The organism is Mycobacterium sp. 20KCMC460 (assembly GCF_022179425.1).
GTDB classification, from domain to species: domain Bacteria; phylum Actinomycetota; class Actinomycetes; order Mycobacteriales; family Mycobacteriaceae; genus Mycobacterium; species Mycobacterium kiyosense.
In genome coordinates, this window is the sequence record NZ_AP025524.1 from 2,691,110 (window position 1) to 2,712,618 (window position 21,509).

19 protein-coding genes and 1 pseudogene are annotated in these 21,509 nt (G+C 68.9%); 16 read left to right on the forward strand and 4 right to left on the reverse strand.

What is annotated here, in order from left to right:
- Positions 1–13 precede the first annotated feature (13 nt).
- Positions 14–970 (reverse strand): alpha/beta hydrolase, encoded by a 957-nt coding sequence (locus tag MKCMC460_RS12695; RefSeq protein WP_236976010.1) that lies wholly within the window; start codon positions 968–970, stop codon positions 14–16.
- On the opposite strand from MKCMC460_RS12695, the gene MKCMC460_RS12700 reads away from it, so the two are divergent.
- The 3 genes from MKCMC460_RS12700 (at position 969) to MKCMC460_RS12710 (ending at position 4,372) form a co-directional block, all read left to right on the forward strand.
- Positions 969–1,733: a lysoplasmalogenase gene (locus MKCMC460_RS12700; RefSeq protein ID WP_236976008.1), complete on the forward strand. Its 765-nt coding sequence runs from the start codon at positions 969–971 to the stop codon at positions 1,731–1,733. The two genes, MKCMC460_RS12695 and MKCMC460_RS12700, sit on opposite strands and share 2 nt — an antisense overlap.
- 58 nt (positions 1,734–1,791) lie before the next feature.
- Positions 1,792–3,735 carry a primosomal protein N' gene (locus MKCMC460_RS12705; protein ID WP_236984202.1) on the forward strand — a complete coding sequence of 648 codons (1,944 nt, stop codon included), beginning with the start codon at positions 1,792–1,794 and terminating at the stop codon, positions 3,733–3,735.
- A gap of 148 nt (positions 3,736–3,883) precedes the next feature.
- A complete protein-coding gene (locus MKCMC460_RS12710; protein WP_236984200.1) occupies positions 3,884–4,372 on the forward strand; it encodes a MarR family winged helix-turn-helix transcriptional regulator in 489 nt (162 codons plus the stop codon).
- A gap of 20 nt (positions 4,373–4,392) precedes the next feature.
- On the opposite strand, the gene MKCMC460_RS12715 is transcribed toward MKCMC460_RS12710, so the two are convergent.
- Entirely contained in the window at positions 4,393–5,217 is an 825-nt protein-coding gene (locus tag MKCMC460_RS12715) for a class I SAM-dependent methyltransferase (protein ID WP_238305788.1), read from the reverse strand.
- A 165-nt stretch (positions 5,218–5,382) separates the two neighbouring features.
- Between MKCMC460_RS12715 and fmt the strand changes: the two genes are divergently transcribed.
- Genes fmt through ribD form a run of 4 tightly spaced genes read left to right on the forward strand, consistent with a single transcriptional unit; the run spans position 5,383 to position 9,488 of the window.
- Positions 5,383–6,315 carry a methionyl-tRNA formyltransferase gene (gene fmt / locus MKCMC460_RS12720; RefSeq protein ID WP_238305789.1) on the forward strand — a complete coding sequence of 311 codons (933 nt, stop codon included), beginning with the start codon at positions 5,383–5,385 and terminating at the stop codon, positions 6,313–6,315.
- A complete protein-coding gene (locus MKCMC460_RS12725) occupies positions 6,312–7,751 on the forward strand; it encodes an RsmB/NOP family class I SAM-dependent RNA methyltransferase (protein ID WP_236976004.1) in 1,440 nt (479 codons plus the stop codon). The genes fmt and MKCMC460_RS12725 overlap by 4 nt, the downstream gene beginning before the upstream one ends.
- Position 7,752: 1 nt before the next feature.
- Positions 7,753–8,460: a ribulose-phosphate 3-epimerase gene (gene rpe, locus MKCMC460_RS12730; protein WP_236976001.1), complete on the forward strand. Its 708-nt coding sequence runs from the start codon at positions 7,753–7,755 to the stop codon at positions 8,458–8,460.
- On the forward strand, positions 8,457–9,488 hold the full coding sequence (gene ribD / locus MKCMC460_RS12735) for a bifunctional diaminohydroxyphosphoribosylaminopyrimidine deaminase/5-amino-6-(5-phosphoribosylamino)uracil reductase RibD (RefSeq protein ID WP_236975992.1): 1,032 nt from the start codon (positions 8,457–8,459) through the stop codon (positions 9,486–9,488). The genes rpe and ribD overlap by 4 nt, the downstream gene beginning before the upstream one ends.
- Here ribD and MKCMC460_RS12740 read toward each other — a convergent pair.
- Together MKCMC460_RS12740 and MKCMC460_RS12745 are read right to left on the reverse strand one after the other, a co-directional pair.
- Complete coding sequence (locus MKCMC460_RS12740; protein ID WP_236984199.1) at positions 9,469–11,055, reverse strand: MFS transporter; 1,587 nt, start codon at positions 11,053–11,055, stop codon at positions 9,469–9,471. The two genes, ribD and MKCMC460_RS12740, sit on opposite strands and share 20 nt — an antisense overlap.
- Positions 11,056–11,060: 5 nt before the next feature.
- Positions 11,061–11,768, reverse strand: a complete 708-nt coding sequence (locus tag MKCMC460_RS12745; RefSeq protein ID WP_236975990.1) for an LppX_LprAFG lipoprotein — start codon at positions 11,766–11,768, stop codon at positions 11,061–11,063.
- A gap of 84 nt (positions 11,769–11,852) precedes the next feature.
- Between MKCMC460_RS12745 and MKCMC460_RS12750 the strand changes: the two genes are divergently transcribed.
- The 9 genes and pseudogenes from MKCMC460_RS12750 (at position 11,853) to MKCMC460_RS12790 (ending at position 21,506) form a co-directional block, all read left to right on the forward strand.
- Complete coding sequence (locus MKCMC460_RS12750) at positions 11,853–12,473, forward strand: riboflavin synthase (RefSeq protein WP_236975982.1); 621 nt, start codon at positions 11,853–11,855, stop codon at positions 12,471–12,473.
- A 90-nt stretch (positions 12,474–12,563) separates the two neighbouring features.
- A complete protein-coding gene (locus MKCMC460_RS12755; protein ID WP_236975980.1) occupies positions 12,564–13,841 on the forward strand; it encodes a bifunctional 3,4-dihydroxy-2-butanone-4-phosphate synthase/GTP cyclohydrolase II in 1,278 nt (425 codons plus the stop codon).
- A gap of 13 nt (positions 13,842–13,854) precedes the next feature.
- Positions 13,855–14,337: a 6,7-dimethyl-8-ribityllumazine synthase gene (gene ribH, locus MKCMC460_RS12760; protein WP_236975978.1), complete on the forward strand. Its 483-nt coding sequence runs from the start codon at positions 13,855–13,857 to the stop codon at positions 14,335–14,337.
- A complete protein-coding gene (locus MKCMC460_RS12765) occupies positions 14,334–14,804 on the forward strand; it encodes a PH domain-containing protein (protein WP_236975976.1) in 471 nt (156 codons plus the stop codon). The genes ribH and MKCMC460_RS12765 overlap by 4 nt, the downstream gene beginning before the upstream one ends.
- A gap of 376 nt (positions 14,805–15,180) precedes the next feature.
- Positions 15,181–17,124, forward strand: a complete 1,944-nt coding sequence (gene uvrC / locus MKCMC460_RS12770; protein ID WP_238305791.1) for an excinuclease ABC subunit UvrC — start codon at positions 15,181–15,183, stop codon at positions 17,122–17,124.
- Entirely contained in the window at positions 17,121–18,008 is an 888-nt protein-coding gene (rapZ, locus tag MKCMC460_RS12775; RefSeq protein WP_236975974.1) for an RNase adapter RapZ, read from the forward strand. The genes uvrC and rapZ overlap by 4 nt, the downstream gene beginning before the upstream one ends.
- A pseudogene (yvcK, locus tag MKCMC460_RS12780) lies at positions 18,005–19,055 on the forward strand (uridine diphosphate-N-acetylglucosamine-binding protein YvcK). The gene rapZ and the pseudogene yvcK overlap by 4 nt, the downstream one beginning before the upstream one ends.
- Positions 19,052–20,029 carry a DNA-binding protein WhiA gene (gene whiA, locus MKCMC460_RS12785; RefSeq protein ID WP_236975966.1) on the forward strand — a complete coding sequence of 326 codons (978 nt, stop codon included), beginning with the start codon at positions 19,052–19,054 and terminating at the stop codon, positions 20,027–20,029. The pseudogene yvcK and the gene whiA overlap by 4 nt, the downstream one beginning before the upstream one ends.
- 94 nt (positions 20,030–20,123) lie before the next feature.
- Positions 20,124–21,506 carry a wax ester/triacylglycerol synthase family O-acyltransferase gene (locus tag MKCMC460_RS12790; RefSeq protein ID WP_236975958.1) on the forward strand — a complete coding sequence of 461 codons (1,383 nt, stop codon included), beginning with the start codon at positions 20,124–20,126 and terminating at the stop codon, positions 21,504–21,506.
- Positions 21,507–21,509 lie beyond the last annotated feature (3 nt).

The window sequence follows — 21,509 nt, forward strand, 5'->3', positions numbered from 1 at the left end:
CGCAAAACCGCAACTATCCGTGCAGCGCAACGCGCAATTGCGTTAACCCGCGGTCCATCGCGGCGGTGGCCGCGGGCACCACCCCGGCGTATCCGAGGTAGCCGTGCACCATGGTCTCGGCGTTGTGCACCTCGACCGGGACGCCGGCCTCGGCCAGCAGTTCGCCGTACCGGATGCCGTCGTCGCGCAGCGGGTCGTAGGCGGCCACGGCGATGTAGGCGGCCGGCAGGCCGGACAAATCAGAGGCGCGGCCCGGCGCCATCGCCGCGGGTGGATTGGACATGTCGACTTCGCCGGCATACCAACGGGAGAAGTCCGAGATCGCCTTGGCGCCCAGGATCGGCGCGTCGGCGTTCTCGGTGAACGACGGCAACGACGCGTCCCACATCGTGGACGGGTACCACAGCAGTTGGAATGTGATCGGCGGCGCGCCCTCGTCGCGCGCCTGCTGCGCGATCGCCGCAGCGATGGTGCCGCCCGCCGAATCTCCGGCCAGCGCAATCCGACTGGTGTTGGCGCCCAGCTCGGCCCCGTGCTCGGCGACCCATCGCGTTGCGGCCCAAGCGTCCTCGATGGCGGCCGGATAGGGATGCTCGGGGGCCAGCCGGTAGTCGACCGACACCACGATCGCCTCCGCGCCGACGGCATGCTGGCGGGCCGTGCCGTCGTGGGTGTCCAGGTCGCCCATCACGAAACCGCCGCCGTGAAAAAACATCACAACCGGCGAAAGCTCGGATTGTGTTGGCGGCCAATAGATCCGGATGCCTACCGGACCACCGGGGCCGTCCAGTGTCCGGTCTTCGACGCGAAGTTCGGGATGCAGCGGCCGGCGCGGCAGGTCACGCAGCCGCTGACGGACGGCGTCGAGCCCGTCCTCGGTCGATAGCCGAAACGGAACGGCATCCAGTACCTTCAGCAGGATGGGGTCGACACCGGGTTTCTCATCGGCGGCGTTGTCCAAAGTGGGCATGGGGGTACCGTACGCACCCCGGTTGATGGTCGGCGGCTGGGTGGCCGCCGGATGGGCGGGCATCGCCTACGGCGTCTTTTTGACCGTGATCGCCCTGCGGTTGCCGCCCGGTAGCGAACTCACCGGGCAGTGGAGCCTGCAGCCGCTTTTCAAGGCGTCGATGGCGGTGCTGCTGGCCGTCGCCGCCGTCGCACACCCGGTGGCCCGCGAGCGGCGCTGGCTGGTGCCGGCACTGTTGTGCTCCGCCGCGGGTGACTGGTTGCTGGCGATGCCGTGGTGGAAGTTGTCGTTCGTGTTGGGGTTGGGCGCATTTCTGTTGGCGCACATATGCTTTCTGCTCGCGCTGCTGCCGCATGCGGTCCCGTCGCGGGGGCGCGTCGCGGCCGCGGTGGTGATGGTGCTGACGTCGGCCTCGATGCTGGTCTGGTTCTGGCCGCACCTGCACGAAGGTGCCGAGAATCTGACCGTCCCGGTGACGGTCTACCTCACCGTGCTGTCGGCGATGGTGTGCACGGCGCTGCTGGCGCGGCTGCCCACCATCTGGACCGCGGTGGGCGCGGTGTGCTTCGCCGCGTCGGACTCGATGATCGCGATCGGCAAGTTCATCCTGGGCAACGAAGCGTTGGCGGTGCCGATCTGGTGGTCGTACGCCGCGGCCGAGATCCTGATCACCGCGGGGTTCTTCTTCGGCCGCGAGGATCTGCAGAGGCCGGCGGAAACTGCCGCCGTGGCCAGCGAGTCAGACCAGAAAGACGTTGATTAGCAACATTTCTCGCGATTCGGCTGCCGCCGAGGTGGAGCCGGTCGCGCGGGTGTTGCCGATGCTGTCGGTGCCGCATCTGGATCGCGAGTTCGACTACCTGGTCTCACCCGAGCAATCCGACGACGCGCAGCCGGGCGTGCGGGTCCGGGTGCGCTTCCACGGCCGCCTGGTCGACGGGTTCGTGCTGGAGCGACGCAACGACACCGATCACCAGGGCAAGCTGGGCTGGCTGGATCGGGTGGTGTCCGCCGAGCCGGTGCTCACGCCGGAGATCCGCCGGCTGGTGGAGGCGGTCGCCGCGCGGTACGCCGGAACGCGGGCGGATGTGCTGCGACTGGCGGTCCCGGCCCGGCATGCCAGGGTGGAAAAAGAAGTGACGGCCCTGGCCGTGCTGCCGGTGGTGGCGCCCGTCGACCCGTCCGGCTGGCAGGCCTACAGTCGCGGCGCTCAGTTTCTGGATGCGCTGGCCGCCTCTCGGGCCGCCCGCGCCGTGTGGCAGGCGCTGCCGGGTGAGCGGTGGGCCGACCGCTTCGCCGACGCGGCCGCGCAGACCGTGGCAGCGGGACGGGCGGCGCTGGCGATCGTGCCGGACCAGCGCGATCTGGACACGTTGTGGCAGGCGACGATCCAGCACGTCGACCCCGACAGCGTCGTCGCCTTGTCGGCCGGGCTCGGGCCGGCCGCGCGCTACCGGCGCTGGCTGGCCGCACTGCGGGGCAACGCCCGCGTGGTAATCGGCACGCGTAGTGCGGTGTTCGCCCCCATCGCCGACCTCGGTCTGGTCATGGTGTGGTCGGATGCCGACGACAGCCTCGCCGAGCCCCGCGCCCCCTATCCGCATGCCCGTGAGGTGGCGATGTTGCGGGCGCATCAGGCCCGCTGCGCCGCTGTGATCGGCGGTTATGCCCGAACCGCGGAGGCGCAGGCGCTGGTGCGCAGCGGCTGGGCGCACGACATCGTGGCCCCCCGGCCGGTAGTGCGGACCCGGGCGCCGCGGGTCGTCGCCCTCGACGACAGCGGGTACGCCGACGAGCGCGACCCGGCGGCGCGGACCGCGCGGATACCGTCCATCGCGTTGCGCGCCGCCCGCTCAGCGCTGGAGGCTGGCGCGCCGGTGCTGGTCCAGGTGCCGCGCCGCGGGTATGTGCCGTCGCTGGCCTGTGCGCGCTGCCGTGCGATCGCCCGCTGCCGCCACTGCACGGGTCCCTTGGCGTTGCCGGAGCGCGGTGTGGGCGCGGCATGCCGGTGGTGTGGCCGGGTCGACCCGGTGCCGCGGTGCGCCCGCTGCGGGTCGGACGCGGTGCGTGCGGTGATCGTCGGGGCGCGGCGCACGGCCGAGGAGATGGGCCGGGCCTTTCCGGGCACTCCGGTGGTCACGTCGTCCGGTGATGCGGTGGTGACGGAGGTGCCGGCGCACCCCGCGTTGGTGGTGGCCACGCCGGGTGCCGAACCGAGCGCGTCGGGCGGCTACGGGGCGGCTCTGCTGCTGGACACCTGGGCCCTGTTGGGCCGCCAGGACCTGCGCGCCGCCGAGGATGCGCTGTGGCGCTGGATGAGCGCGGCCGCTCTGGTCCGGCCCCGCGCCGACGGCGGCGTGGTCGCCGTGGTCGCCGAATCCTCCCTTCCCACAGTGCAATCGCTGATCCGGTGGGATCCGGTGGGGCATGCCGACGCCGAGCTCGCGGCGCGCGCCGAGGTCGGATTGCCGCCCAGTGTGCACATCGCCGCCCTGGACGGCAGCGCCGACGGGGTGGCCGCGTTGCTGGGCGAGGCGCGGCTGCCCGAGGACGCCGAGTCGCTGGGGCCGGTGGATCTGCCCGCAGGCGCCCGCCGCCCGCCGGGGACCGCCGCCGACGTCCCGGTCATCCGGATGCTGGTGCGGGTCCCCCGGGAACACGGTCTGCGACTGGCGGCCGCCCTGCGGGCAGCGGTCGCGGTGCTCAGCGCGCGGCAGTCTCACCATCCCGTCCGGGTCCAGATCGATCCGCTGCACATCGGCTGATCGACGCGCTCGTCCGGTGTTCAGAACATGACCACTAGTAATTATTGAGGCTAGAAACAATCACTCCGTACGACTATGAAACTGTTACGCTTTCTGCGCTGTCGTGAGCATGGAGCGAGCGTCCGGGCTACCCCGGGAGAAAGGGGCCGTGATGCCGACGGAGAACGCGACAACGGCCGATGAATCGCTCGACATCCTCACCGATTCCTTGTTGACCGCGTCGCGACTGCTGGTCGCCATCTCGGCTCGCTCGATCGCTCAGGTCGACGAGACCATCACCATCCCGCAATTCCGCACCCTGGTGATCCTGTCCAATCGGGGCCCGGTGAACCTGGCCACGCTGGCCACGCTGCTGGGCGTGCAGCCCTCGGCCACCGGGCGGATGGTGGATCGGCTGGTCAGCGCCGGGATGATCGATCGGCTGCCGCATCCGACGTCGCGCCGGGAACTGCTGGCCGCGTTGACCAAGCGGGGCCGCGAGGTGGTCCGGCAGGTCACCGCCTACCGGCGCAAGGAGATCGCGCGCATCGTCGAGCAGATGCCCACAACGGAACGGCAGGGCCTGGTGCGAGCGCTGACCGCGTTCACCGCAGCCGGCGGCGAACCCGACGCTCACATCGACATCGAGGAGATGTGAGCGCCGGGCCGGCCACGCGCTCAGCGCTTTTCGGCGGTGAGCAGTAGGTACTCCCACCCCATGACGCCGTCGCTGAGGTATTCCTCGGCGAGTTCGATCAACTGCGTGTCGAGTTCGGCGGCCAGCACCGCGTTGCCGGCGACGTTGGCGTACGCCTCGATCGTCGGGCCGTAGTGGTTCTTGAAGTAGTCGTGGACTGCTTGTGCCGTGTCGAAACGGGTCACGTCGAGCGAGCCACGCTGCGTCTTGACGTTGCACACGCGGTCGCCGAGCATGCCGCGGAGGTAGGCCTCGCGTCCCCACAGCGCCGACGGCGGGAGTGCCGCCGAAAGGCTCGGCCGGTAGGGCCGGATGGTCGCCAGCATCCGTCCGAAGAAGCCTTCGTGCGTCCAGCTGATCAGCCCGATCGTCCCGCCCGGACGGCAGACCCGGACCAGCTCGTCGGCGGCGCTCTGGTGATCCGGTGCGAACATCACCCCGATCGCCGATACGACGGCGTCGAACTTGTTGTCGCCGAACGGAAGTGACTGGGCATTGGCTTCCAGGTACTGCAAGTTCAGCCGCTGCGCTGCGGCGCGTTGCTGGGAACGCTGCAACAACTCCGGGGTCAGGTCGGTGGAGACGACGGTGGCGCCGGTCCGGGCCGCGGGCAGCGAGATGTTGCCCGATCCGGCGGCGACATCGAGCACCCGCACGCCGGGTCCGATGCCCGCCGCGGTCACCAGCACCGGGCCCAGTGGGGCCATCACCTCCTCGGCCATCAGTGCGTAGTCGCCCAGGGCCCAGATTTGGCGGTGGGCCTTGGCCAGAGTCTGGTCCTCGCGGATGGGTGTGCCGATGGTCATCTGACCTCCTGCGAAAAGGGTTGAGGATGTGCACGACGTCATCGTCGCCGAACCGCAATAAAACATGCAGTAGGACACAGTATGCCTACGAAATATTGTGACTAGCTGAGAATCTTCTGCGCTTGTGGTCCACGGCACGTCAGCCGGCCTTTCTAGACTGTTGCGGTGCGCCTCGTCTTCGCCGGCACCCCCGAACCCGCGCTGCCCGCCCTGCGTCAGCTGATCGACTCGCCCAACCACGATGTGGTCGCCGTGCTGACCAGGCCCGATGCCGCGTCGGGACGGCGCGGGCGGCCGGAGCCGTCGCCGGTGGCCCGCGAGGCGCTCGATCGTGGCATCCCGGTGCTGAGACCGTCGCGGCCCAATTCCGCGGAGTTCGTCGAAGAACTGCGCGAGTGGGCGCCGCAATGTTGCGCGGTCGTCGCCTACGGTGCGCTGCTCGGCGACGGGCTGCTCGCGGTCCCCCCTTACGGTTGGGTGAACCTGCACTTCTCGTTGCTGCCCGCCTGGCGCGGGGCCGCGCCGGTGCAGGCCGCGATCGCCGCCGGCGACACGATCACCGGAGCCACCACCTTCCAGATCGAGCCCAGCCTGGACTCCGGGCCGGTCTACGGCGTGCTCACCGAGACCATCCGTCCCACCGACACCGCCGGGGATCTGCTTGAGCGGCTTGCGGTTTCGGGCGCCCAGCTGTTGTCGGCCACCCTGGACGGCATCGCCGAGGGCACGTTGGTGCCCAAACCGCAGCCCACCGAGGGGGTCAGCCTGGCGCCCAAGATCACCGTGGAACAGGCCCGGATCCGCTGGGACCTGCCCGCGCAGGTGGTCGAACGCAGGATCCGGGCGGTCACGCCGAATCCGGGCGCCTGGACCATGATCGGTGATCTGCGTGTGAAAGTCGGCCCGGTGCAACTCGATTCGGGCGCCGAGGATGATCTGGCACCCGGCGCCGTCCGGGTGGGGCGTAAGGACGTGTGGGTCGGCACCGCGTCGGAACCTGTGCGGCTGGGGCAGATCCAACCGCCCGGCAAGAAACCGATGAACGCCGCGGACTGGGCGCGCGGCGCCCGGCTGGACGATACGGTCACCGCCTCATGAGCCAGGACGAGCCGTACCGGAAACGGCCGGACCGGCAGCACCGAAAACCTCCCGGCCCGCAACGCCCCAAGGGCCCCCGCCGCAAACCCCTGGACCCCGCCCGCAAAGCCGCCTTCGACGCACTGCGTGCGGTCACCGAGCGCAGCGCCTACGCCAACCTGGTGCTGCCCGCGCTGCTGCGCGAACGCGAAATCACCGGCCGCGACGCCGCTTTCGCCACCGAACTGACCTACGGCACCTGCCGCACCCGGGGTCTGCTGGACGCCGTGATCGGCGCGGCCGCCGGACGCGCGCCGGACACCATCGACCCGGTGCTGCTGGACCTGCTGCGGTTGGGGGCCTACCAGCTGTTGCGCACCCGGGTCGAGGCGCACGCCGCGGTGTCCACCACCGTCGACCAGGCTGGTATCGAATTCGATTCGGCGCGAGCAGGTTTCGTCAACGGCGTGCTGCGCACCATCGCCGGTCGCGACGAGAAGTCCTGGCTGGACGAACTCGCCCCCGACAACGACCCGGTGGGTCGTGCGGCGTTCCGGCACGCCCATCCGCGCTGGATCGCCCAGGCCTTCGCCGACGCGCTGGGCGCGGACGCCGGCGAACTCGACGCGGTGCTGGCCAGCGACGACGAACGCCCACAGGTGCATCTGGCGGCCCGCCCCGGAGTGCTCAGCGCCGCCGAACTGGCTCAGGCAGTCCACGGCGAGGTCGGCCGCTACTCGCCGTTCGCGGTGTATCTGCCCGGCGGCGACCCCGGGCAGCTGGCGCCGGTGCGCGACGGGCAGGCATTGGTGCAGGACGAGGGCAGCCAGTTGGTGGCCCGCGCGCTCACGCTGATCCCGGTCGACGACGACGCCGGGCGCTGGCTCGACCTGTGCGCCGGACCGGGCGGCAAGACCGCACTGCTGGCCGCGCTGGGAGCGCAGACCGGTGCCACGGTGACCGCGGTGGAACCGGCCCCGCACCGGGCCGACCTGGTGGTGGAGAACACCCGCGGGTTGCCGGTGGAGGTGGTGCGGGCAGACGGGCGCGAGCCGCAGTCGATGGGCTTGCAACCCGGCTTCGACCGGGTCCTGGTCGACGTGCCGTGCACCGGGCTGGGTGCCCTGCGCCGGCGTCCCGAGGCGCGCTGGCGGCGTCAGCCCGCCGACGTCCCCGCCCTGGCCAAGCTGCAGCGCGAACTACTGGCCGCGGCGATCTCGCTGACCCGTCCGGGTGGGGTGGTGCTCTATTCGACCTGCTCGCCGCACCTGGCCGAGACGGTCGGTGTGGTCGCCGACGCCCTGCGCCGCCACCCGGTGACGGCGCTGGACACCCGCCCGTTCTTCGCGCCGGTCGAGCAGGGGTTGGCGCAAGGCCCGTCCGGCCAATACGTGCAGCTGTGGCCGCACCGACACGGCACCGACGCCATGTTCGCAGCGGCCCTGCGCCGCCAGTAAGGTGTCGCTCATGCCTTCTACGGGGGGACCGCTGATCGCACCGTCGATTCTGGCCGCCGACTTCGCCCGCCTCGCTGACCAGGCTGACGCGGTAGCAGGTGCCGACTGGTTGCACGTCGACGTGATGGACAACCATTTCGTGCCGAACCTCACCATCGGCCTTCCGGTGGTGGAGAGCCTGCTGGCGGCCAGCGACATCCCGATGGACTGCCATCTGATGATCGACAACCCGGACAAGTGGGCGCCGCCATATGCCGAGGCCGGTGCTTACAACGTCACCTTCCACGCCGAAGCCACCGACAACCCGATCGGGGTGGCCCGCGACATCCGGGCCGCAGGTTCCAAAGCGGGCATCAGCGTCAAGCCGGGAACGCGGTTGGAGCCTTACCTGGAGATCCTGTCGCACTTCGACACCCTGCTCATCATGTCCGTCGAGCCCGGATTCGGCGGGCAGAGCTTCATCCCGGAGGTGCTCAGCAAGGTGCGCACGGCCCGAAAGCTGGTGGATGCAGGGGAGTTGACGATCGTGATCGAGATCGACGGCGGGATCAACGAGGACACCATCGAGCAGGCCGCCGAAGCCGGCGTCGACTGCTTCGTCGCCGGATCCGCGGTGTACGGCGCCGCAGATCCGGCCGCCGCCGTCGCAGCGCTACGGAGCCAGGCCGCGGCGAAGTCACCGCACCTGCGCCGGGTGAGCGGCTCATGACCGTCCCGAATTCCCCGGAGCAGGTCAAGAGCCTCGAAGAGGCCATGCGGTTGGCCATCGAGCACTCCTATCAGGTCAAAGGCACCACTTACCCCAACCCGCCGGTCGGCGCCGTCATCGTCGACCAGGAGGGCAGGGTAGTGGGCGTCGGCGCCACCCAGCCGTCCGGCGGCGACCACGCCGAAGTGATCGCCCTGCGCCGGGCGGGCGGCCTGGCCGCCGGCGGTATCGCGGTGGTCACCATGGAGCCCTGCAACCACTTCGGCAAGACGCCGCCCTGTGTCAACGCACTCATCGAGGCGCGGGTGGGGACGGTGATCTTCGGCGTCAACGACCCGAACGGAATCGCGGGCGGCGGCGCCGGCCGGCTCAACGCGGCCGGTGTGCAGGTGCGTTCCGGGCTGTTGGCCGATCAGGTCGCGGCGGGCCCGCTGCGGGAATGGCTGTACAAGCAGCGCACCGGCCTGCCGCATGTGACGTGGAAGTACGCCACCAGCATCGACGGTCGCAGCGCCGCCGCCGACGGGTCCAGTCAATGGATTTCCAGCGAGGCGTCCCGCGCGGACCTGCATCGCCGCCGGGCCATCGCCGACGCGATCGTCGTCGGCACCGGCACGGTTTTCGCCGACGACCCCGCGCTGACCGCCCGGCTGCCGGACGGGTCGCTGGCCCCACAGCAACCGTTACGGGTGGTGGTGGGCAAGCGCGAAGTGCCGCCGGAAGCCAAAGTGCTCAACGACGATTCGCGCACCATGGTGATCCGCACGCACGAGCCCGTCGAGGTGCTCCGGGCGCTGGCCGACCGCACCGACATCCTGCTCGAAGGCGGGCCGACCCTGGCCGGGGCGTTCCTGCGGGCCGGGGCGATCAACCGGATCCTGGCCTACGTCGCGCCGATCCTGCTGGGCGGACCGGTGACCGCGGTCGACGACGTCGGGGTGTCCAGCATGGTGCACGCGTTGCGCTGGCAGTTCGACAGCGTCGAGCAGGTCGGCCCGGATCTGCTGCTCAGCCTGGTTGCTCGGTAGTCGCCGGTGCCGGTTCGAACGACGGCTGGCCGGGCGTAACCGGCTGGTCGTCCGGCCCCGCGTGCTCAGTGCGTGCGCCGATCAACAAACCGAGCAAAGCTCCGACGACGCAGATCGCCACCGTGACCTTGAAGATGTCCCCGTACATCAACGCGAACGCATGTACGTAGGAACCCTGCGAGACCGGCGACTCAGCCACAATCTGATTGAACCGGTAGAGCCCCCACGCGGTCAGCGCGGCCACACCGATCAACATGCCGGTCATCCTGGCGACCACCACCGACGCCGACGCTATGCCGTGCTGAGCGGCAGGAACCACCCGCAGCGCAGCCGAGGACAGCGGGCCGATCACCAGGCCGAGACCCAGTCCCGCCACCAGCAGGTCGGTGTGCACCGCAGGGAGGGTGAACAGGCCGAAGATGTCGTGGCGCTGGTTCAACAGGTTGGCGCGCCAGTACGAGATGAGCCAGTATCCGCTGCCTGCGATCAGCAGCCCCACGAAGACCACGACGCGGTCGCCGGTTCGGGTGGCGATCCACCCCCCGATCACCGCGCCGATCGGCAGCGCGATCAGGAACCACAGCAACAGACCCGCCGCCTGATTCTGATCCATTGCGAGCACACCCTGACCGAACAGCTCGACGTTGACCAAGGTGACCATCAGCGCCGCGCCGGCGCACACCGAGGCGCCCAACGCCGACAGGAACGGCCGGAAGTGCACGCCGGCCGGTTCGATGAGCCGGGTGCGAGCAAAGCGTTCCCAGACGAAGAACAACACCCCCGCCACCACCGCGCCGATCACCAGCGGTGGGCCGTAAGAGGGCAACACCTCTTTGCCGTCCGGTTTGGGGTTGTACAGACCGATCACCGCCAGACCCAGCGCGAGCGCCAACAGCAAACCGCCGGTGATATCGATCTTCTCCCGCTTCGCACTGCGTTCGTGCGACGGCAGGCTGAAGTGGATCATCACCATCGCGATCAAGGTGAGCGGCACGTTGACCCAGAACACGTCGCGCCAGTCGTGCAACAGCCACACGATGAAGATGCCGTACAGCGGACCCAGCACGCTGCCGAGTTCCTGGGCGGCGCCGATACCGCCGAGCACGCCGGCCCGATTCCGTTCAGCCCACAGGTCGGCGCCCAGCGCCAGTGTGACCGGCAGCAGGGCACCGCTGGCGATGCCCTGGATGGTTCGCCCGGCGATCAAGTAGTGGAATGCGCGGTTGGGATCGGGATCGACCATGTAATCGCCGAACTCCGGGTTCCAGTTGCCCAGTTTCACCGACATCGCGGTGAGCACCGAACCGACGATGAACAACGCCAAGCTGGATTGCAGGACGAACTTGCGCCCGAACCGGTCCGACGCCCGACCCAGCAGCGGCATCGCGGCGATATACCCCAGCAGGTACAGCGTGACTATCCAGGTGATTCGCTGCAGCTGATTGACCGGAATACCGACACTGCCCATGATGTCGCGCATGATCGTGACCACGACGTAGGTGTCGAGCGCACCTAGCAGCACCGCAAGGCTGCCCGCGCTGATTGCTATTCGGCGTCCTGCTCGCATCGTCATCAGTTCCCCGGCTTCGTGACCTGGACGGGCTGGTTCCAGTTCGACAGCGTCATCTGGATCGAATTACCGGAACCCTTGTCGAGCATGACCTGCGCGAGCTGGTGATCACCGGTCTCCTGGATCCAGACTGTGGTCGGAGTCGATCCCGTCGCGCCCAGTGGTGCGAGCTTGTTCACGACGTCGGCGTTGACGTTTCCGCTGACGCGAACCGCGCTCTGCCCGTTGATCGTGTCGCGGCCCTGCGCCTTCGGATCGTTGAGGTTGGCCAGGATGTTGGCGACGCCCGTGTCGGGGTTCAGGATTGCCGACGGGTCGTAATGCAGAAGTTCGTCGATCTTGCCCACGTCGTCCCATTTACCCGGGGTGAGAGCGGTGGTGTAAAGCTCGCCGTCCAGAATCACGAAGTCGGCTTCTATCTCGCTGCCGATGATGATGATTCTGGCGGTCCCCTTGCCCGCGGTGGTCGGGGTGGTGGTCAGATCGCCGGTGAGCGTTTTAAGGGGCAGCCCCGTAATTTTGCCGTTGACCGTCAGGACCAGGTGTGCGCTCTTGACGCCTTTGGTGACTTCGGCGGATTGGGTGACCAGCGTCTTCCCGTCAGGCAGCGGACCACCTTTGGCCTTCTTGCTGATCGAGCACCCGGCGACCAGCGTGGTCGCGATGCTCAACGCAGCAAGGACAGCCATAAGCCGGCGGGGGGTTTGCATACCCAGCATCGTAGAGGGTGCGCATGTGTGGACCTGGGACCCAGGCGGGTGCCCAAGGGCCGCCGTACTTATTAACCTGGTGCGATGTTCACCGGAATTGTCGAGGAACTGGGCGAGGTGACGGGCCGCGACGCCCTGGTCGACGCGGCGCGGCTGATCATCCGGGGCCCCACTGTCACCGCCGACGCCGGCCACGGCGACTCGATCGCCGTCAACGGGGTGTGCCTCACCGTGGTCGATGTGCTGGCCGACGGACAGTTCAGTGCCGACGTGATGGCCGAGACGCTGAACCGCTCCAACCTGGGCGGGCTGCGACCCGGCAGCCGGGTGAATCTGGAGCGCGCGGCCGCGATCAACAGCCGGTTGGGTGGACACATCGTGCAGGGCCATGTGGACGGGACCGGTGAGATCGTCGCTCGCACACCTTCTGAGCACTGGGAAGTGGTGCGCGTCGAAATGCCGGCGACGGTCGCCCGCTATGTGGTGGAGAAGGGGTCGATCACCGTCGACGGCATCTCGTTGACCGTCTCGGGCCTCGGCGACCAGCCCCGCGACTGGTTCGAGGTCTCGCTGATTCCGACCACGCGGGAGCTGACCACGCTGGGGTCGGCGCCGGTGGGAACCCAGGTCAACCTGGAGGTCGACGTGATCGCCAAGTATGTGGAGCGGCTGTTGCATGTCCCACTGAACAAGCAGGGGCAATAACTGAGCTGAAGTAGTGGTTCATACTGAATGCAGCACGAGGGCTCCGGTGGGCTCTTCAGCTAGGACAGCGCCGACAGCAAGGTAGCAACGATGACGAGGTTGGACTCCGTCGAACGGGCGGTTGCCGACATTGCGGCGGGCAAGGCCGTTGTCGTCATCGACGACGAGGAACGCGAGAACGAGGGCGACCTGATCTTCGCGGCCGAGAAGGCCACCCCGGAGCTGGTTGCGTTCATGGTGCGCTACACCTCGGGCTATCTGTGTGTACCGCTGGACGGCCCGATCTGTGACCGCCTCGGCCTGTTGCCGATGTACGCGGTCAACCAGGACAAGCACGGCACCGCCTACACCGTCACCGTGGACGCCAGAATCGGTGTGGGAACCGGGATTTCGGCCTCCGACCGGGCCACCACGATGCGGCTGCTGGCCAATCCGACGAGTATCGCCGAAGATTTCACCCGGCCGGGGCACGTGGTTCCGTTGCGCGCCAAGGACGGCGGTGTGTTGCGGCGCCCGGGCCACACCGAGGCCGCGGTCGACCTGGCCCGGATGGCCGGCCTGCAACCTGCGGGCGCGATCTGCGAGATCGTCAGTCAGAAGGACGAGGGCTCGATGGCCCAGACCGACGAGTTGCGGGTCTTCGCCGACGAGCACGGTCTGGCCCTGATCACCATCGCCGACATCATCGAGTGGCGCCGCAAGCACGAGAAGCACATCGAGCGGATCGCCGAGGCCCGCATCCCCACCCGGCACGGGCAGTTCCGCGCGATCGGCTACGCCAGCATCTATGAGGACGTCGAACACGTCGCGCTGGTTCGCGGCGAGATCGCCGGACCCAACGCCGACGGCGACGACGTACTGGTCCGGGTGCACTCCGAGTGTCTGACCGGCGACGTGTTCGGGTCGCGTCGCTGCGACTGCGGGCCGCAGCTGGACGCCGCGATGGCGATGGTCGCCCGCGAGGGCCGCGGGGTGGTGCTGTACATGCGCGGCCACGAAGGTCGCGGCATCGGGCTGATGCACAAACTGCAGGCCTACCAGCTGCAGGACGCCGGCGAGGACACCGTCGACGCCAACCTCAAGCTCGGGTTGCCGGCTGATGCGCGGGATTACGGTATCGGCGCGCAGATCCTGGTCGACCTGGGTGTGCGCTCGATGCGGCTGCTGACCAACAACCCGGCCAAGCGGGTCGGGCTGGACGGGTACGGACTGCACATCATCGAGCGGGTGCCGCTGCCGGTGCGGGCCAACGCCGAGAACATCCGCTACCTGATGACCAAGCGCGACAAGATGGGTCACGACCTGGCCGGGCTCGACGACTTCCATGAATCCGTGCACCTCCCCGGTGAATTCGGCGGCGCTCTATGACCGGTGGTGTGCTGTGAGCGGTGGCGCCGGTGTGCCGGACATCCCGTCCCTCGACGCCTCGGACGTGCGGCTGGCCATCGTCGCCAGCACCTGGCACGACAAGATCTGCGACGCCCTGCTCGACGGTGCCCGCAAGGTGGCCACCGACGCCGGGATCGACAACCCGACCGTGGCCCGGGTGCTCGGCGCGATCGAGATCCCGGTGGTGGCGCAGGAATTGGCGCGCACCCACGACGCCGTCGTCGCGCTCGGTGTCGTGATCCGCGGTGAGACACCGCATTTCGATTACGTATGCGATGCGGTGACTCAGGGTTTGACCCGGGTCTCGCTGGACGCCTCCACTCCGGTCGCCAACGGTGTGCTGACCACCAACACCGAGGCGCAGGCCCTCGATCGGGCCGGGCTGCCGACGTCGGCCGAAGACAAGGGTGCGCAGGCGGCGGCGGCCGCACTGACCACCGCGCTGACCTTGCGCGACCTGCGCGCTCGATCGTGACACCGGAATCCGACACGGGCGATTGGGATTTCGTCTGTCGTCCGCACTTGACGCCGATATTCGCTTATGTTGCAGCGGTTTTGATTCTGGTGGCGCACATTGCGGGCGGTCTGGTGCTCAAGATCGGATCGACCGGAGTGGTGTTCCAGACGGCTGACCAGGTGGCGATGGCCTTGCTGGGAGTCGTGCTGGCCGGCGCGGTGCTGCTGTTGACCCGGCCGCGGCTGCGCATCGGGCCTGCCGGTATCTCTGTGCGTAATGTGCTGGGGGACAAGCTGATTGTATGGCCTGATGTGGTCGGGGTGTCGTTTCCGCTCGGCAGCCGGTGGGCCAGGGTCGACTTGCCGGACGACGAGTACATTCCGGTGATGGCGATCCAGGCGGTGGACAAGGAGCGCGCCGTGCAGGCTATGGACGCCGTTCGCTCGCTGCTGGCGCGATACCGGCCCGATCTGCACGCGCGCTGAGGCCGTTGTGACGGCGCCGCCTGTCGCGGACCTGTTGTCGGTGGTTTCGTCAGACTCGGTGGTGATCGTCGTTGCGCGTAGTCTGCATGTATTCGGGTTCCAGGGCGAGAGGAGGCGGCCGGTGTCCGACCTTGCGCACGTGCCGCGCGGCTTGCTGAGCCCCTCCTCGAGGATCACCTGCCCGCTGGGGTCGAGGCGGTCCCTGAGGTCGAGGTGATCACGAAAGAATCGTTCCCACCGAGTGTTCGTGGTCCCGACATCGTCGTGGTTCCAGACAGCGTGTTCGGGCGGGCTCCACCAGGATCTCTGCCGCGGATGTGGTGCTGGTCGTGGAGATCGTGTAGCCGGGCTCCCGGCGACCACTAACCTTGATCACGTGCCAGATCCCGCCACCTACCGTCCGGCTCCCGGGTCCATCCCGGTCGAGCCGGGGGTGTACCGATTCCGGGACACCCACGGCCGGGTCATCTACGTCGGCAAGGCCAAGAGCCTGCGCAGCCGGCTGACGTCGTACTTCGCCGACGTCGCCAGCCTGCACCCGCGCACCCGGCAGATGGTGACCACCGCGGCCAAGGTCGAGTGGACGGTGGTCAACACCGAGGTCGAGGCGCTGCAGCTGGAATACAACTGGATCAAGGAGTTCGATCCCCGGTTCAACGTCCGCTACCGCGACGACAAGTCCTACCCGGTGCTGGCCGTCACCCTCAACGAGGAGTTCCCGCGGCTGATGGTGTACCGGGGGCCGCGGCGCAAGGGGGTCCGCTATTTCGGGCCGTACTCGCACGCCTGGGCCATCCGCGAAACGCTGGACCTGCTCACCCGGGTGTTCCCGGCGCGCACCTGCTCCAACGGAGTGTTCAAGCGGCACAACCAGATCGACCGGCCGTGTCTGCTGGGCTACATCGACAAATGCTCCGCGCCCTGCATCGGCCGGGTCAGCGCCGAGCAGCACCGTCGGATCGTTTTGGATTTCTGCGACTTCCTGTCCGGCAAGACCGACCGTTACGCCCGCGAGCTGGAACAGCAGATGCACGCGGCGTCCGCCGAGCTCGATTTCGAGCGCGCCGCCCGGCTGCGCGACGACCTGGGCGCGCTCAAGCGGGCGATGGAGAAGCAGGCGGTGGTGCTCGGCGACGGCACCGACGCCGACGTGGTGGCCTTCGCCGACGACGAGCTCGAGGCCGCGGTTCAGGTGTTCCACGTCCGAGGCGGCCGGGTGCGCGGCCAGCGCGGCTGGATCGTCGAGAAGCCCGGCGACCCGAGCGAGTCCGGCGAGGAACAGCTGGTGGAACAGTTCCTCACCCAGTTCTACGGCGATCAGGCCGAATTAGACGGCGCCGCAGACGAATCCGTCAACCCGGTGCCGCGCGAGGTGCTGGTGCCCTGCCTGCCGTCCAACCACGACGAACTGGCCGACTGGCTGTCCGGGTTGCGCGGGTCCCGCGTCGCATTGCGGGTGCCGCGCCGCGGCGACAAGCGCGCCCTGGCCGAAACCGTGGAACGCAACGCGAAAGAGGCTCTGCAACAACACAAGCTGAAGCGAGCAGGCGATTTCAACGCCAGATCCGCTGCGCTGCAGAATATTCAGGAGGCCCTCGGGCTGGCGGACGCCCCGCTGCGTATCGAGTGCGTCGACATCAGCCATGTGCAGGGCACCGACGTGGTGGGCTCGCTGGTGGTGTTCGAGGATGGCCTGCCGCGCAAGTCGGACTACCGCCATTTCGGCATCCGCGAGGCCGCGGGTCAGGGCCGCTCGGACGACGTCGCCTCCATCGCCGAAGTGACCCGGCGCCGCTTCCTGCGGCATCTCAGTGATCAGAGCGACCCGAATATGCTTTCCCCGGAAGGGAAGTCACGACGATTCGCCTACCCGCCCAACCTCTACGTCGTCGACGGCGGCGCGCCGCAGGTCAACGCGGCCAGTGCGGTGCTCGACGAGCTGGGCATCACCGACGTCGCGGTGATCGGTCTGGCCAAGCGGCTCGAGGAGATCTGGGTGCCCTCGGAACCAGACCCGATCATCATGCCGCGCAACAGCGAGGGCCTTTACCTGCTGCAGCGGGTGCGCGACGAGGCCCACCGATTCGCCATCGCCTACCATCGCAGCAAGCGATCCAAGCGGATGACGGCCTCGGCGCTCGACGCGGTTCCCGGCCTCGGCGAGCACCGGCGCAAGGCGCTGGTCACCCACTTCGGATCGATAGCCCGCCTCAAGGAGGCCACCGTCGACCAGATCACCGCCGTCCCCGGTATCGGCGTGGCCACCGCCACCGCCGTCTTGGAAGCGCTACGGCCGGACCCACCCGGAGCCGCCGGATGACCAACGGCGAGGACGCCCCGGCGGGCATCGACGTAGTCCTGGTGACCGGCTTGTCGGGCGCGGGCCGCGGCACCGCCGCGAAGGTGCTCGAAGACCTCGGCTGGTACGTCGCGGACAACCTGCCACCCCAGTTGATCACCCGCATGGTCGATTTCGGGTTGGCGGCCGGGTCGCGGATCACCCAGCTGGCCGTCGTCATGGACGTGCGCTCCCGCGGGTTCACCGGCGACCTCGACGAGGTCCGCACCGAGCTGGCCACCCGCAACATCACCCCGCGCGTGGTGTTCATGGAGGCGTCCGACGACATGCTGGTGCGCCGCTACGAGAACAACCGCCGCAGCCACCCGCTGCAAGGCGAGCAGACCCTGGCCGAGGGCATCGCCGCCGAGCGCCGGATGCTGGCGCCGGTACGCGCGACCGCCGACCTGATCATCGACACCTCGACGCTGTCGGTGCGCGGGCTGCGGGAGAGCATCGAGCGCGCTTTCGGCGGCACCGCCACCGCGACCACCAGCGTCACCGTCGAATCCTTCGGGTTCAAGTACGGCCTGCCGATGGACGCCGACATGGTGATGGATGTGCGTTTCCTGCCCAACCCGCACTGGGTGGACGAGCTACGGCCGCTGACCGGCCAGCATGCCCCGGTGCGCGACTACGTGCTGAGTCAGCCCGGCGCGGCTGAGTTCCTGCAGACCTATCACCGGTTGCTGGCGCTGGTGGTCGACGGCTACCGACGGGAGGGCAAGCGCTATATGACGGTGGCGGTCGGGTGCACGGGGGGCAAGCACCGCAGCGTGGCGATCGCGGAGGCCCTGATGGGACTACTGGGGGCGGACCCGCAACTGGCGGTGCGGGTACTGCACCGGGATCTGGGCCGCGAATGAGCTCCCCGGCGAATCAGAGCATCGTCGCCCTCGGCGGCGGGCACGGCTTGTATGCCACGCTGTCGGCTGCCCGCCGGCTGACGCCGTACGTCACCGCGATCGTGACGGTCGCCGACGACGGCGGCTCCTCGGGCCGGCTGCGCAGCGAACTGGACGTGGTGCCGCCGGGCGATCTGCGAATGGCATTGGCGGCGTTGGCATCCGATAGTCCCTACGGGCGGCTGTGGGCGACGATACTGCAGCACCGCTTCGGTGGCACCGGTGCGCTGGCCGGGCACCCGATCGGCAACCTGTTGCTGGCCGGCCTGTCGGAAATGCTGGCCGACCCCGTTGCGGCGCTCGACGAAATCGGGCGCATCCTGGGCGTCAAGGGCCGGGTGCTGCCGATGTGCCCGATCGCGCTGCAGATCGAGGCCGACGTGTCCGGCCTGGAGAGCGACCCGCGGATGTTCCGGCTGATCCGTGGCCAGGTCGCGATCGCGACGACCCCGGGCAAGGTGCGCCGGGTGCGGTTGCTGCCCACCGACCCGCCGGCCACCCGGCAGGCCGTCGACGCGATAATGGCCGCCGATCTGGTGGTGCTCGGGCCCGGATCGTGGTTCACCAGCGTGATTCCGCACGTGCTGGTGCCGGGGCTGCTGCAAGCGCTGCGGGCCACCACCGCGCGCAAGGCGTTGGTGCTCAATCTGGTCGCCGAGCCGGGCGAGACGGCCGGGTTCTCGGTGGAACGGCACCTGCACGTGCTGGTGCAGCACGCGCCGGAGTTCCGGGTGGACGACATCATCATCGACGCCGACCGGGTGCCCAGCGATCGCGAGCGCGACCAGTTGCGCCGCACCGCGACGCTGCTACATGCCGAGGTCCACTTCGCCGACGTGGCCCGACCTGGTACACCTTTACATGACCCGGGCAAGCTTGCGGCAGCGCTGGACGGGGTACGGGCACGTGACAGCGGCTCGGTGCGGCCGTCGGTGACGGCCACGGAGGAGATACCGATCGACGGCGGCCGTCGGGAACGAACCAAGGGGTGACGACGCGTGGCGATGACGACTGAAGTCAAGGACGAGCTGAGCCGTCTGGTGGTCAAGTCGGTCAGTGCTCGGCGTGCGGAGGTCACCTCGCTGCTGCGGTTCGCCGGCGGGTTGCACATTGTGGCGGGCCGGGTGGTGGTCGAGGCCGAGGTGGATCTGGGCAGCATCGCGCGCCGGCTGCGCAAGGACATCTTCGACCTGTACGGCTACAACGCGGTCGTGCATGTCTTGTCGGCCAGCGGGATTCGCAAGAACACCCGGTACGTGCTGCGGGTCGCCAGCGACGGTGAAGCGCTGGCCCGCCAGACGGGTCTGCTGGACATGCGTGGCCGTCCGGTGCGCGGCCTGCCCGCCCAGGTTGTGGGCGGCAGCGTCGCCGACGCCGAAGCCGCCTGGCGGGGCGCATTTTTGGCGCACGGGTCGCTGACCGAGCCGGGTCGTTCCTCGGCGCTGGAGGTCAGTTGCCCCGGGCCCGAGGCGGCGCTGGCGCTGGTCGGTGCGGCACGCCGGCTCGGTGTCAGCGCCAAGGCGCGCGAGGTGCGCGGTGCCGACCGGGTGGTGGTGCGCGACGGCGAGGCCATCGGCGCGCTGCTCACCCGGATGGGCGCCCAGGACACCCGGCTGGTCTGGGAGGAGCGTCGGCTGCGCCGGGAGGTGCGGGCCACCGCAAACCGGCTGGCCAATTTCGACGACGCCAACCTGCGCCGCTCGGCGCGCGCGGCGGTGGCGGCGGCGGCGCGGGTGGAACGCGCGCTGGAGATCCTCGGTGACACCGTGCCCGACCACCTGGCCACCGCGGGTCAGCTGCGCGTCGAGCACCGGCAGGCCTCGCTGGAAGAGCTGGGTCGTCTCGCCGACCCGCCGATGACGAAAGATGCTGTGGCAGGCCGTATTCGGCGCCTGCTGTCGATGGCCGACCGTAAGGCCAAGGTGGACGGTATTCCCGACACCGAGTCGGCGGTGACCCCCGACCTGTTAGAGGACGCTTAACCGCTTGCGCGCGAGTGCGACCGGGCTGCGAACGCAGCCGCATGATTTCGCGACCTGGTTACATTCGCGGCCGGGCTCGGGCTACGGTCATGTAATGAAACGGCTTTCTAGTGTTGATGCGGCGTTCTGGTCGGCCGAAACCTCCGGCTGGCACATGCACGTCGGCGCGCTGGCGATCTGCGATCCCAGCGATGCGCCCGACTACAGCTTCCATCGACTACGGGAACTGCTGATCGAGCGGCTGCCGGAGATCCCGCAACTGCGGTGGCGGGTGGAGGGTGCGCCGCTGGGCCTGGACCGGCCGTGGTTCGTCGAGGACGAGGAACTCGACGTCGACTTCCACATCCGCCGCATCGGGGTGCCCGCCCCGGGCGGGCGGCGTGAGGTCGAAGAGCTCGTCGGTCGGCTGATGTCCTACAAGCTGGACCGCTCGCGGCCGCTGTGGGAACTCTGGGTCATCGAGGGCGTCGAAGGCGGTCGCATCGCGACGCTGACCAAGATGCATCACGCCATCGTCGACGGTGTCTCCGGGGCGGGGTTGGGCGAGATCCTGTTGGACGTCACCCCGGAACCGCGGCCGCCGCAGAAGGAGACGATCGGATTCGTCGGCTTCACCATCCCGGGTCTGGAGCGGCGCGCGCTCGGCGCTCTGGTGAACCTGGGCATCATGACGCCCTTTCGCATCGCCCGGCTGGTGGAGCAGACGGTGCGTCAGCAGATCGCCGCGCTGGGGGTGGCGACCCGGCCGCCGCGCTATTTCGAGGCCCCCAAGACCCGATTCAACGCGGCGGTGTCCCCGCACCGCCGCATCACCGGCTGCCGCATCGAGTTGGAGCGGGCCAAGGCCGTCAAAGACGCGTTCGGCGTCAAGCTCAACGACGTCGTGCTGGCGATCGTGGCCGGCGCGGTGCGGGAGTATCTGCTCAAACGGGACGAGTTGCCCTACAAGCCGCTGATCGCCCAGATTCCGGTTTCCACCCGCACCGACGAGAACAAGTCCGACGTCGGCAACCAGATCAGCTCGATGACGGCCTCGCTGGCCACCGACATCGAGGACCCGGCCGAGCGGCTCAGGGCCATCCACGAGAGCACCCGCAGCGCCAAGGAAATGGCCAAAGCCCTTTCGGCACACCAGATCATGGGCCTCACCGAGACCACGCCGCCGGGCCTGCTGCAGTTGGCCGCACGTGCCTATACGGCCACCGGCTTGTCGCGGAATCTGGCGCCGATCAACCTGGTCGTCTCCAACGTTCCCGGCCCGTCGTTTCCGCTGTACATGGCGGGCGCCAAGCTGGACTCGCTGGTTCCGCTGGGTCCGCCGGTGATGGACGTCGCGCTCAACATCACCTGCTTCTCCTACCAGGAGTTCCTGGACTTCGGGTTCGTGACGACGCCCGAGGTGGCCAACGACATCGACGAGATGGCCGACGCGATCGAACCGGCCCTGGCCGAATTGGAACGCGCCGCAGACCTGTGATCG